Below are 12,797 nucleotides of genomic sequence, written 5' to 3'. Positions count from 1 at the left end.
AATTGAAGGATTTAAATTGTAGTTTTGCATTAGTATATGAGTAAATCTGTTATCACAACCCGGGCCCAGGATTCTACCAATGCCATAGAGCGCTTGTACATAACCATGCGGCATCTTTTTAATAGAGGATTTTACAAGCCTGCCGGGGTATCGGGGGCGGCACTCAGACAATCCTTATTACAATTGCGCCCGGAAATATATGGCTCCATTGCCGAGGAAAAAGCCGAACTCAATGGTCTAATATATGTGTTGGAACGTTTACCGGAAGGTATTGAACAATGTAGGTATATAAACCTTACCTCGGACGAAGGTTATTCCAGCTCCCAATTTAAACCTATCATCCCCCCTAAAAGGCGCAGAAACTGCTATAGGATAGATGATGAGCAGATGAACATAGAGATTACCCGGGGAAGATCGGATATTTACGATATTCTAACCCATCTTACCTTTTTATTCATTGAATCGGAGAAAATAAGCAAGCGGGTTCTTATAGAGGATACGGACAAGACCATACGGGATTGGACCAAATTGGAAGAAGCCACCCAAAAAGAGGAACTTAACCAAAAGGAACGGGAAGTGGCCTTGATACATGTGGCCAATATTCTTGGCAGACCTTTTATAGATATTATGGCCGTTCACAAATTATTGTCGACCAAGGCCAATCCGGAACGATTTCTAAAGATTATCTATTGGTTGGGTAAGCTGGCCATTGAAGAGGAAACTACCGGAAACAAAAGAGCCATTACTTTTAGTCCTATGTTGCGGGAGCGCTTGGGGCATCACATTCACGGGGAACGATGGGCCAATACCATAAAAGAAAAACTGCGTGAAAACAACTTATTGCAGCGCCCCATCCATATTATTAGTGCCAATATGCACAGCGTAATGAACTCCCTTTTTGCCAGAAAGGCGGTGGGAAAGGAATTTTCTGACAAGACCAATTTGGAAATTTTTGAGGCCCTTAGCATATCGCAAAATTCCAAACTACGGGAGAAAGTCACCACCTATGCCAAAAAAAATGGGATGATTGCCATAGATGATGTCTCCGGAACCAATATAGATGTGCAAATTTTTGATATGGCAAAATTGGGAAAAAATGCCTGTTGCTACGAATTTGACAAAAACGGCCCTGAAAGCGAAAAACCAGTTATATTTGTCATGGATTACGCCTTTGGGGAGCAAGCCTATGAAACCATAGACGAGCTATTAAAGCCCTATAGAATTAAAAAAAACCAACAGGTATTTTTAAATATAGCCTCTATATCCATTATGGGAAAAGCAGGAATTCTTGAAGGGGGCAAAGGAGATCTAATGATTCCCAATGCCCATATTTTTGAAGGGACGGCAGATAACTACCCCTTTGTTAACGAATTGGGCAAGGAGGATTTTGAAGGCAATGGTTTAAAGGTGCTGGAAGGGGCCATGATAACAGTATTAGGGACTTCCTTGCAAAACAAGGACATTCTAAAGTTTTTTCATGAATCTACCTGGAATGTCATTGGTCTGGAAATGGAAGGCGTACATTACCAAAAAGCCATACAATCGGCTTCCAAGATTAGAAAAAGCATACGGGAAGATGTAAAAGTCCGTTATGCCTACTATGCCTCCGATAATCCCTTGGAAACGGGGAGTACCTTGGCATCCGGAGGATTAGGCACCACTGGTGTAAAACCCACTTATTTAATTACAGATAAAATACTAACACAAATATTAAATTCATAAGTAAATATGGCCACTCAGCAACCAAACCCTACCCCTTCTTCGTCCCAGGAAGTGGATTTAGGTCAATTGTTCCAATTAATTGGAAACGCATTTAGAAAATTTTTCAACTTCATTGGAAATATATTTAAAGGGATTTTTCATACCCTAATTTTATTCCTGCTTTTTTTACAGAGGCATTTTATAAAGTTTGTGATTACGGCAGTGGTTGGTCTGGCCCTCGGGATTTACTTGGATATGGTTAAAACGCCTAAATTTATTTCCACCATGGTGGTAGAACCTAATTTTAACAGTGTTCAACAACTGTACAACAATATTAACTTCTACAATGAGCTGGCGGAAGCCCAGGACTCCATTGCTTTGGCCGAAGCCATGGAAGTAAGTGTTGGGGAAGCAGCAAAACTCAAGAAGTTTGTTGTGGAGTCCTATTCGGACGAAAACCAAAAGGTACAATTGTTCGATAGGTTTGTGCGAAGCTTGGATTCCACCACCAAAAAGGCCATTGACATGGAAAATTACTTGCAAAATTTCAATGCGATGGATTCCCGTTTCCATACCATTTCGGTAACGGCGACCAATAACACAGTGGCCAAAAAGATACAGCCATCCATCATCAAATCCATATCAAGAAACGAATACTTTCAGTTGCAACAAAGTATTAGTGATAAAAACATTAGCTTACAAGACAGTCTTTATAAGAAGCAACTCATGGAAGTGGATTCCTTACAGCGACTTTACAAGCGCGTGATGGAAAAAGAGGCGGAAAAGCCCCTACAGGGAACCAGTATAAGTTTAGGTGAAAACAGCGGGCAGGAAAACAAGGAGTTGGCCTTAATCAATCAGGTAGATAAATTAAAACAGAACCTTGTTCAACTAAACCAGGAACGGGCCAACAAATCCAGTATCCTTAACGTCATTTCCGCTTTTCCACGGAGGGGGGTAGAGGTTAAGGGAATATTGAAAAGTAATAAATTTAAAATTCCTGTTGCTTTTATCGGGATTACTTTGCTTATATTAAGCATGTTGGAACTGAACACCTTTCTTAAAAACTATAAAAAAGAATAGACTATGCACATCTTGGTTACCGGTGGGGCCGGTTTTATTGGATCCCATGTGGTTAGGAGGTTGGTCAACAACTACCCCAATTATCATATCTATAATTTGGATGCCCTGACCTATGCCGGTAATCTGGAAAACTTAAAGGATATAGAATCTGCCCCTAATTACACTTTTATAAAAGGGGATATAACGGAGTCTAATTATATTTATACTGTTTTTGGCAAATACGCATTTGATGCGGTCATTCATTTGGCAGCTGAGTCGCACGTAGACCGATCTATACATGACCCCATGGCCTTTGTAAAAACAAACGTTTTGGGTACGGTAAATCTTTTAAATGCAGCCAAATCTACCTGGGAAAGGGATTATACGGGAAAACGCTTTTATCACATAAGTACGGACGAGGTTTATGGGAGCTTGGGGGATACCGGCTTCTTCACTGAAAATACTGCCTATGACCCTAACTCTCCGTATTCGGCTTCCAAGGCCAGTTCCGATCATTTTGTTAGGGCCTATGGAGAAACCTATGGTCTTCCGTTTGTGATCAGCAATTGTTCCAACAATTACGGCCCCAATCAGTTTCCGGAAAAACTAATCCCCCTGTTTTTAAATAACATCATTAAAAAAGAACCATTACCCGTTTATGGGGACGGTAATTATACTAGGGATTGGTTATTTGTCCTGGACCATGCCATTGCCATCGATTTAGTATTCCAAAAGGGAAAAAATGCTGAAACCTATAATATCGGCGGCTTTAATGAATGGAAAAATTTGGACTTGGTCAGACTACTGTGTAGGCAAATGGACAAAAGGCTTGGAAGGCCCCAGGGAGAAAGTGAAAAGTTAATCAGCTTTGTGAAGGACAGGCCGGGTCATGATCTACGGTATGCCATTGATGCCTCAAAGATAAAACAAGAATTAAGCTGGGAACCTAGGGTAACCTTTGAACAAGGTCTGGAAAAGACGATCGACTGGTACTTGGCCAATGAAGAATGGTTAAAAAATGTTACCTCTGGAGAATACCGTGAATATTACGGTAGGCAATACAAATAATGTTATAATGGATAAATCAGTTATGAATTGTCCTACAAAATTGTTGCATACAATTCCCCCTGAAGGAGGATATAGGGGGATGTAAAAACTTACTATTTGAAAAACAGAATAATTCCATAACAACAAAAGCATGAAAGGCATCATATTGGCAGGCGGTTCCGGAACCAGATTACACCCCATCACCTTGGCGATGAGCAAACAATTAATGCCCATATATGACAAACCCATGATCTACTACCCCTTGTCTACCTTGATGTCTGCCGGAATTCGCGATATACTTATTATAACTACCCCTAAAGACCTCGACCAATTTAAAACCCTTTTAGGCGATGGTTCCCAATTGGGCTGTACCTTTACTTTTGCTTCCCAAGAAAACCCTAACGGACTGGCCGAAGCCTTCATTATTGGCGAAGACTTTATTGGTGGCGATAAAGTGGCCCTGATTTTGGGCGATAATATATTCTATGGTTCAGGACTCGCAACCCTATTACAGGCCAATAACGACCCTGATGGAGGTATTATTTACGGCTATCACGTACAGGATCCGGAACGCTACGGGGTGGTAGAATTTAATGAGGAAGGAAAGGCCATTAGTATTGAGGAAAAACCATCACAGCCCAAATCCAACTACGCAGTACCCGGCATCTATTTCTACGATAACGAAGTAGTATCCATTGCCAAAAAGATTAAACCCAGTAAAAGAGGAGAACTGGAAATAACCGATATCAATAAAGCCTATTTAGAAAAAGGTAAGTTGCAGGTGAGTATTTTGGATCGGGGAACCGCTTGGTTGGATACAGGTACCTTTGCTTCTTTAATGCAGGCCTCGCAATTTGTTGAGGTCATAGAGGACAGGCAAGGACTTAAAATAGGATCTATAGAAGAAGTTGCATATACTATGGGGTATATTTCTAAAGAACAGCTTAAAAAACTGGCAAGTCCCTTATTAAAAAGTGGGTATGGGGAATACCTGATTGGCCTCATTGGAGAATAATTGGATAGTCCATTTATAACAGAAGACGTTGTTATGCTACGAAAAGGACATTATTTAACTAGATAATAAAAAATAAATATTGAAAATTACAGAGACCCAGCTAAAAGGCTGTTTTATTTTAGAGCCCACGGTATATGAAGATGAGCGAGGAATATTTTTTGAATCCTACCATAAAACAAACTTGGAGAAAGCCCTTGGGGAGACCATAAACTTTGTTCAAGATAATATTTCAGTTTCCAAAAAGGGGGTTTTACGCGGCTTACACTTTCAGGCAGGAAAGCATGCCCAGGCTAAACTGGTACAAGTGCTGCAAGGCGAGGTTTTGGATGTTGTGGTAGACCTGCGCAAGGAGAGCAATACTTACGGACAGCATTTTAAACTTAAGCTGTCCTCTAAAAACAAAAAACTCCTTTTTATACCTAAAGGTATGGCGCATGGATTCTTGGCACTGACACCAGAAGTTATATTTGCCTACAAGTGCGATTGCCATTACCATAAGGAATCGGAACGAGGCATAAGATACAACGACCCCGATTTAGATATAGATTGGGAAACAAAGGGAATGGATTTGATTCTTTCCCCCAAAGACCTAGATTTACCCTTATGGAAAGATCTGCAAGTATAAAACGTGTTCTAGTTACAGGGGCATCAGGACAATTGGGGCGTAGCCTTCAAGATGTGGCTCATGAATACCCTAAGTTGGAATTTGTTTTTATGAAATCGACAGACTTGGATATTACCGATTTCGAAAAGGTGAACAAAACTATGGAATTAGGGGGGTTTAGCTACTGCATCAATTGTGCTGCCTACACCAATGTGGAACAGGCCGAGAAAAGCCCGGAAATAGCCTTTAAAGTGAATTCAGAGGCTGTGAAAAACTTGGCTTTGACCTGCAAACAATATGGAGTTACACTAATACACATATCTACGGACTATGTCTTTGATGGGGAAAAGGGTGAGCCCTATACCGTAGACGACCGGCCCAATCCCATTAACCAATACGGAAAATCCAAATTAAAGGGTGAAAAATATACTAAAGAAATAATGGAGGACTATTATATAGTACGCACTTCTTGGCTGTACCATAAAAAATATGGCAAAAATTTTTACAGGACCATTTTGGAGAAGGCTAAAAAGGGAGAAGAATTGCGCATTACGGACGAGCAGGTAGGTTGCCCCACCAATGCGGTACACCTTGCCAATTATATTTTGAAACTGATTTTGGATAAAACTAAGCCCTATGGAACTTACCATTTTACGGATGGACAGGCCATGAGTTGGTACGGGTTTGCCATAAATATATTGGAAGAAAAAGGGTTGAAAAATACTACAACTGTTGTGAAGGACAATAATTATCGTAGTTTTGCCAACCGACCTAAATTTAGTGTGTTACAAAATATGTAACAATAATATTTGACGAATGAAAATTAAAAACTTAATAATTTTTGGTACTCGGCCTGAAGCCATAAAGATGGCTCCCTTAGTAAAAGAATTTCTTAAATATCCTGATGATTTTGACACGAAGGTGTGTATTACCGCACAGCATAGGGAAATGTTGGACCAAGTGTTAGACTTTTTTGAGATTTCACCTGATTTTGACTTAGATCTCATGAAGCCAAATCAAAATTTATATTCCCTTACTGCTGATATTATTACCAATTTAAAACCGGTTTTGGAAGAGTTTCAGCCAGATTACGTTTATGTTCATGGGGATACCACAACTACAATGGCAGCCAGTTTGGCTTCTTTCTATGCCGGAGCTCAAGTCTGCCATATAGAAGCTGGTTTAAGAACCTTCAATATGCAATCGCCATTTCCTGAGGAGATGAATAGAAGTGTTACAGGAGTAATCAGCAACATCCATTTTGCTCCTACGACTACCTCTATGGATAATTTGCTTCGTGAGAATAAAAAGAAAGAAAGCATTGTAATAACCGGGAATACCGTAATTGATGCCTTATTGTTTAGTGTAAATAAGGTAAATAGTAGTGAATTTTCAGATGCCGAGGTGGCTCAATTAATTTCCCTATTAGATAATAACAAAAGATTGATTTTGGTCACTGGACATAGACGGGAAAATCACGGACAAGGTTTCATTAACATTTGTGAAGCTTTAAAACAAATTGCCCTGGAACATCCGGATACACAAATTGTATACCCTGTACATCTTAACCCAAATGTACAAAAACCCGTGTATGAATTGCTTGCGGACATACCTAATATTTCCCTTATTGCTCCGCTTTCCTACCCCTCCTTTGTTTGGCTCATGGAAAAATCTTATCTGATCATTACGGATAGTGGTGGAGTTCAGGAAGAGGCGCCCAGTTTGGGCAAGCCCGTTCTAGTAATGCGGGACACCACAGAACGTCCAGAGGCCGTAGATGCTGGAACTGTTGTATTGGTAGGTACGAATAGGACTAAAATTGTTGCTGAAGCTTCCAAGCTTCTAAATAGTACCGAGGCCTATGAGCAGATGGGAAAACTACACAATCCGTATGGGGATGGAAAAGCCTGTGCTAGAATTGTGAACCATATTCAGGAGATGAATTCCTAACAAAAAACAGGACATAGTTCTAAAACCCCATATGGGAAGTATTTACTCAGCTGGGTTGAGATCCAAGGATTATTGGGTCTATGAATAAAAAGCATACAATTGAAGTAATACAATCAAAAATGAATAAACCAGAAGTAGTAATGATAGGCTTGGGCTATATTGGCCTTCCTACTGCAGCATTGATAGCACAAAATAAAACAAATGTCCATGGTGTGGATATAAATCCCAAGGTGGTGGATACCATTAATGCTGGTAAAATTCATATTGTTGAACCGGAATTGGACGAGGCTGTAGCCAATGCTGTAGCCGGAGGCTTTCTTAAAGCAGCCACTTCCCCTATAGAAGCCAATAACTACCTAATAGTGGTACCTACACCATTTAAAGGCAAAAATGAGCCAGATATCTCTTTTGTAGAAGCTGCAACAAGGGCTGTTCTTCCGTTATTAAAAGAAAATGACCTCTATATTATAGAATCTACCTCACCAGTGGGAACCACCGAAAAAATGATGGGCCTTATTTATGACAATCGCCCTGAATTAGAAGGAAAATTGCATATCGCATATTGCCCAGAACGTGTACTTCCGGGTAATGTTATGTACGAACTAGTACATAATGACAGGGTAATAGGAGGCGTTAACCAGGCCTCTACAGATAAGGCAACCGCCTTTTATAAGCAGTTCATTAAAGGTGAATTGCACAAGACAAACGCCCGAACTGCAGAAATGTGCAAATTGGTTGAAAATTCCTCAAGGGACGTACAGATTGCTTTTGCAAACGAATTATCACTTATCTGTGATAAGGCGGACATCAATGTTTGGGAATTGATTGCTTTGGCCAACAAACACCCAAGGGTTAATATTTTACAGCCCGGTTGTGGGGTGGGTGGACATTGTATTGCAGTAGATCCTTATTTTATCGTAGCGGATTATCCTATGGAATCCCAAATTATTGGCAAGGCTAGGGAAATAAATAACTATAAGTCCTTTTGGTGTGCAGAAAAAGTTCAAACCGCTAAACTACAATTCGAATTACAGCACGGGCGCAAACCTAGCATTGCTGTAATGGGATTGGCCTTTAAACCCAATATAGATGATCTTCGAGAGTCTCCTGCAAAATACATTGCTCAAAAGGTGTTACAAAATGCCAATAACGAAGAATATTATATTGTAGAACCCAATATTCAAGAACATAAGGTGTTTAAATTAACCCCATACCAAGAAGCCGCAGAGAAAGCTGATATTATTGTGTTCTTGGTAGCCCATAAAGAGTTTAAAACATTAAAATTGAAGAAAGACCAGATTGTATTGGATTTTTGCGGGATATGTTAAATCATGGCAGATTGAAAAGAGTAAAGGAATTTATTGGAAAAGTGAACAAATCGGAAGATTTAAGGGAATTCTCCATTAATTCCTTCTGGTCATTATTAGGTTCCGCAATCTCAAAGGGATTGCTTTTTGTGTCTTGGTTGATGGTCGCAAAAATATTAGGGAAGGAAGGAAACGGTGAGGTAGGAATTGTACGTTCCACAATCAATGTATTTGTAATATTTGTAGGATCTGGAATTGCTCTTACAACTACCAAGTTCATTCCAGAACTATTGGAGAAAAACAAAGAAAGAGTAGGTAAAATTATAAGTCTAACCCTTACTGTTTCTACTCTTATAGGTTTCATTTTAAGCTTACTTTTGTTTGCGGGCTCCTCTTTCATTGCCAATAATATCTTAAACGCACCAGATTTATTGGTGACCTTACAAATAAGTTCTTTCCTTTTATTTTTAAGTGCCCTTAGTAGTCTTTTATCCGGTTGCCTGAGAGGTTTTAAGGATTTTAAGTCATTGATGGTGGTCAACTTTTTCTATGGTATAAGCCTTCTCTGTTTTTTATATTACGGAACTATTAAATATGGTGTAGAAGGTACTTTCGCAGGTTTCACTATTAGCACCTTAATTCTGGTGTTATTGGGAATTTTTTATTTAAGAAAAAACCTTGCCAAGAACGAGATAGCACTTTCTTTTAAATTTAAGGGAGAATATCCAATACTCAGACATTTTACCCTACCGGCCATATTAACGGGAATTATGGTCATGCCTTTTAAATGGGGCTTGGATACCATCATGGTAAACCACCAAAACGGATTCAAGGAATTAGGCCTATTTACCGCACTAATTTTATTTCAGAATTTGGTAATGATGATCACAACCACATTAGATGCACCTTTGATCACTATCATGGTTAAAGAGAAAATCAATAAAAAGATAGAACGGTTAAATCTTATTATTCCTTGGGCCATCGGCGTGTTGATGGTCTTGCCGATATTCTTTTTCCCCAATATTTATGGAATTTTATTGGGAGAGGAGTATATGGAAGACGTAAATTATAAGGGCACTTTGTTTATCATACTTGCAACTACTACAATAATGTTGTACAAACAAGGCATTGCAAGGATTATGATCGTAAATAATCTAATGTGGCTAAGCTTTCTTAGTAATTTAATTTGGGGGTTATTACTACTTTCAGTTTTCTATTTCACAAAAATCAAGAACGCAGAGTCAATGGCTTTCGCATATTTTATTGCTTATGTAGTCAATACTGTAATTATTATACCTCTATATGTAAAAAGAAAGATAATCCCGTTGTCGCTGATCAAATCCAGATTATCCATCCTAATTTGGATTATTTTTTCTATCCTTGTGGTTTCGCTCTACCAACTTGATGTTTCCAATGTTGAAATTAGAATTTTGGGACTAATAACGTCATTAGGCGTTTTTGCTTCTTTATTTTATAAATTATTACTAACAGATTAATGAGAAAATACAATAATGTAGTTAAAAATGTAGTCGACAACAATTTGTGTGTAGGTTGTGGGATATGTGAACCGGTCTGTCCCACAGACAGTCTTAAAATTAAATTGAACCAAGACGGAACCTATGAACCCTATATAGAAAATAATGAGTGTGATGAAACCGGTAATTGTCTTAAGGTTTGTCCTTTCAATCCTTTTCCTGATGAAGAAGTAAGAACAGAGGACGAAATCTCCGATAAGATAAATATTCAGGGAGATCATTACGGTCATTCCAAAGCCTTTGGAAAATATCACTCCCTTCATGTTGGTTATGCCAAAACTTATCGCGAGGAAGCATCCTCTGGAGGAATTGCTACTTGGTTACTAAAGAAAATGCTCCGCGAGAAAATTGTAGATGCCGTCATTACCACCGTTGAAGATACATCATTGAACAATAGGCTCTTCAGATATAAAATAATTGATAATCCCGAGCAATTAGACTTATCCTCTAAAACCAAATACTACCCAATTGAACTAAGTGAAGTATTAAGACTTTCCCAAAACAAACAAAGGAATTATGCGTTGATAGGTTTACCGTGTTCCATTAAGGCGATACGTCTGGCCCAAATAAATGACCCAGAAAAATGGAATCACATAATATTCACGATTAGCATTTTTTGCGGAGGATTAAAAAGCTCGTTTTTTACAGAATATTTGGCTTCCAAAATTGGGGTCAAACCTAACGAAATTACCAAATCGCAGTATCGGGTAAAAAATATAGATTCTAGTGCAGGGGACTATTCCTTTTCCTGTACTAAAAAAGGAGAACAGAACCCGCGCATATTACCGATGAAAGAAGTAGGTGATATGTGGGGCACCGGATACTTTAAGCCCAACGCATGCGATTTTTGTGAAGATTTATCAGGGGAATTGGCGGATATTTCCTTAGGTGACGCTTGGATACCTCCATATAATCAGGATGGTCGTGGAAATAGCCTTATAATTACAAGAACCGTTTTAGCCAAACAATTAATTTCAGATGGAATTGCGGAAAAACAATTAATTTGTGATGTAATTACTAAAAATCAGGCATTTCTTTCTCAGGAAGGAAACTATAACCATAGAAGAAAAGGGCTGTCATATCGCCTTAAATGGGCTGAAAAGGATAACAAGATCGTTCCTCCCAAGAGGACTAAGAAGGTTTTTTTAGAAAATCCTATTAAAGCTAAAATTTTTAGGCTAAGACAAAGAATTCAAAATGAAAGTACATTTTTTTGGAAAATGGAAAGAAATAAAATGGAATCCAATTTTGAAAAAAACATTTCCGCAACTAAAAAGAAGCTTATGTTTTATACCAAATTGGATCATTTGTTTAGAAAAAAATATTGGATAAGAAAATTGAAAGGTAAATGAAAAATATATTGTTGTACGGTATTTGGGGAGTATATAATTATGGTTGCGAAGCAATTGTTAGGGGCACGGTAAACAGTCTCAAAACAATGTTTCCAGAAGCGAAAATTACTTACGCTTCATTTGATGTTGAAGATGACAAGGAAAGGTTGAAAGGCTGTGATATTGAAATAATTGAAAGACCTTTCCACAATAGTCTTATAAAACGTATTATAAGAAAACTATTATCATATGTCAATATAGACTATCCAGTATATATTGATTCTTTTGACCTTGTAAACGATTATGATCTAATCGTATCCATTGGTGGAGACATGTATACTATCAGTTCTACAGGATATTATCCCTACTCTTTAATGAAATTTGGTGATGTAGCTATTCAGAAAGGCAAAAAATATATTCTTTGGGGTTGCTCTATAGGGCCATTTGACAATCATCCAAAAATATTAAAGAAATTTCAACAACATTTAAAAAAAGTATCCCTAATTGTTAGCAGAGAACATGAAACATTGGAATACCTTAAAAAGATAGGTGTTTCAAAAAATGTACTATTCGCCCCTGACCCTGCTTATAATGTTGCCACGGACAATGTAAAAACTGAAAGCAATAGACCCAAGATCTCTGTTATTGGCATAAATTTAAGTCCATTATCTACACTATACTTCACAGATAATTTGGAAGACGCCATTACAAAACAAGCCAAGGCCATATCGGATATTATCGAAGAATTTAAGTGCAAGGTTATATTATTACCCCATGTGCTATCCAAGGATATAAAGGACGATGACTATAGGTACATGTTAAAAATAAAAGATGTAGTTTCAGAAGAACATGGAAAAGATGTAGAGATCGTTGAAAATGACCCAGGTTTTATAGGAATTAAAGAGCATATTAAGAAGTGTGACGTAGTAGTTGCCGCTAGGATGCATTGTGCGGTAAATGCAGTAGCAACCCATACACCCGCGATATTTCTTTCTTACAGTAAAAAATCTTTGGGAATGGCCAACTTAATTTATAAGAACACGAATTTTGTAATAGATCTTGAAGAATTCAACAACTCAAGCACTATTATTGCCAAAATACGAGAAATCTCGGAGATAGATAAACTGGATTTTTATTCAAAAATAAATGAACTTAGAAATACAAGTTACCTAAGCGAAGTAAAAGAACATATTCTAATGCCCCCCCAGAAAGTTCCTACCAAAAATTGAATATGTGATAAAATAT

The 12,797-nt window shown here is 38.2% G+C and carries 11 protein-coding genes; all 11 read left to right on the top strand.

The genetic code is table 11. The features are described from left to right. Nucleotides 1-36: 36 nt before the first annotated feature. The 11 genes from EHW67_RS06860 (at nucleotide 37) to EHW67_RS06810 (ending at nucleotide 12,781) form a co-directional block, all read left to right on the top strand. Complete coding sequence (locus EHW67_RS06860) at nucleotides 37-1,722, top strand: DUF6909 family protein (protein WP_126161609.1); 1,686 nt, start codon at nucleotides 37-39, stop codon at nucleotides 1,720-1,722. Nucleotides 1,723-1,728: 6 nt separating this feature from the next. Beyond that, a complete protein-coding gene (locus EHW67_RS06855; RefSeq protein WP_126161608.1) occupies nucleotides 1,729-2,784 on the top strand; it encodes a hypothetical protein in 1,056 nt (351 codons plus the stop codon). Nucleotides 2,785-2,787: 3 nt separating this feature from the next. After that, a complete protein-coding gene (gene rfbB, locus EHW67_RS06850; RefSeq protein ID WP_126161607.1) occupies nucleotides 2,788-3,831 on the top strand; it encodes a dTDP-glucose 4,6-dehydratase in 1,044 nt (347 codons plus the stop codon). A 130-nt stretch (nucleotides 3,832-3,961) separates the two neighbouring features. Beyond that, nucleotides 3,962-4,825 carry a glucose-1-phosphate thymidylyltransferase RfbA gene (gene rfbA / locus EHW67_RS06845; RefSeq protein WP_126161606.1) on the top strand — a complete coding sequence of 288 codons (864 nt, stop codon included), beginning with the start codon at nucleotides 3,962-3,964 and terminating at the stop codon, nucleotides 4,823-4,825. Nucleotides 4,826-4,904: 79 nt separating this feature from the next. Next, a complete protein-coding gene (gene rfbC, locus EHW67_RS06840; protein ID WP_126161605.1) occupies nucleotides 4,905-5,450 on the top strand; it encodes a dTDP-4-dehydrorhamnose 3,5-epimerase in 546 nt (181 codons plus the stop codon). Then, a complete protein-coding gene (rfbD, locus tag EHW67_RS06835) occupies nucleotides 5,429-6,229 on the top strand; it encodes a dTDP-4-dehydrorhamnose reductase (RefSeq protein ID WP_126161604.1) in 801 nt (266 codons plus the stop codon). Before rfbC ends, rfbD begins: the two co-directional genes overlap by 22 nt. A 16-nt stretch (nucleotides 6,230-6,245) precedes the next feature. Beyond that, nucleotides 6,246-7,379 (top strand): non-hydrolyzing UDP-N-acetylglucosamine 2-epimerase, encoded by a 1,134-nt coding sequence (gene wecB, locus EHW67_RS06830; protein ID WP_126161603.1) that lies wholly within the window; start codon nucleotides 6,246-6,248, stop codon nucleotides 7,377-7,379. Between the two features lie 119 nt (nucleotides 7,380-7,498). Further along, on the top strand, nucleotides 7,499-8,707 hold the full coding sequence (gene wecC, locus EHW67_RS06825; protein WP_126161602.1) for a UDP-N-acetyl-D-mannosamine dehydrogenase: 1,209 nt from the start codon (nucleotides 7,499-7,501) through the stop codon (nucleotides 8,705-8,707). Nucleotides 8,708-8,718: 11 nt separating this feature from the next. Further along, nucleotides 8,719-10,182 (top strand): oligosaccharide flippase family protein, encoded by a 1,464-nt coding sequence (locus tag EHW67_RS06820; RefSeq protein ID WP_158285090.1) that lies wholly within the window; start codon nucleotides 8,719-8,721, stop codon nucleotides 10,180-10,182. Beyond that, nucleotides 10,182-11,573, top strand: a complete 1,392-nt coding sequence (locus EHW67_RS06815) for a Coenzyme F420 hydrogenase/dehydrogenase, beta subunit C-terminal domain (RefSeq protein ID WP_126161600.1) — start codon at nucleotides 10,182-10,184, stop codon at nucleotides 11,571-11,573. The genes EHW67_RS06820 and EHW67_RS06815 overlap by 1 nt, the downstream gene beginning before the upstream one ends. Beyond that, nucleotides 11,570-12,781, top strand: coding sequence for a polysaccharide pyruvyl transferase family protein (locus EHW67_RS06810; RefSeq protein ID WP_126161599.1), 1,212 nt, complete (start codon nucleotides 11,570-11,572; stop codon nucleotides 12,779-12,781). Before EHW67_RS06815 ends, EHW67_RS06810 begins: the two co-directional genes overlap by 4 nt. The last annotated feature ends 16 nt before the right edge of the window (nucleotides 12,782-12,797 follow it).

This window comes from Arenibacter aquaticus (assembly GCF_003957295.1).
GTDB classification, from domain to species: Bacteria; Bacteroidota; Bacteroidia; order Flavobacteriales; family Flavobacteriaceae; genus Arenibacter; species Arenibacter aquaticus.
The sequence above is the reverse complement of the archived record's forward strand: the minus strand, read 5'-3'. Positions and strand labels throughout refer to the sequence as shown.

Bases quoted from the DNA above. Each gene is read 5' to 3' on its own strand.
- EHW67_RS06860 (WP_126161609.1), top strand. From the start codon at position 37: ATGAGTAAATCTGTTATCACAACCCGGGCCCAGGATTCTACCAATGCC.
- EHW67_RS06855 (WP_126161608.1), top strand. From the start codon at position 1,729: ATGGCCACTCAGCAACCAAACCCTACCCCTTCTTCGTCCCAGGAAGTG.
- rfbB (WP_126161607.1), top strand. From the start codon at position 2,788: ATGCACATCTTGGTTACCGGTGGGGCCGGTTTTATTGGATCCCATGTG.
- rfbA (WP_126161606.1), top strand. From the start codon at position 3,962: ATGAAAGGCATCATATTGGCAGGCGGTTCCGGAACCAGATTACACCCC.
- rfbD (WP_126161604.1), top strand. From the start codon at position 5,429: ATGGAAAGATCTGCAAGTATAAAACGTGTTCTAGTTACAGGGGCATCA.
- wecB (WP_126161603.1), top strand. From the start codon at position 6,246: ATGAAAATTAAAAACTTAATAATTTTTGGTACTCGGCCTGAAGCCATA.
- wecC (WP_126161602.1), top strand. From the start codon at position 7,499: ATGAATAAACCAGAAGTAGTAATGATAGGCTTGGGCTATATTGGCCTT.
- EHW67_RS06815 (WP_126161600.1), top strand. From the start codon at position 10,182: ATGAGAAAATACAATAATGTAGTTAAAAATGTAGTCGACAACAATTTG.
- EHW67_RS06810 (WP_126161599.1), top strand. From the start codon at position 11,570: ATGAAAAATATATTGTTGTACGGTATTTGGGGAGTATATAATTATGGT.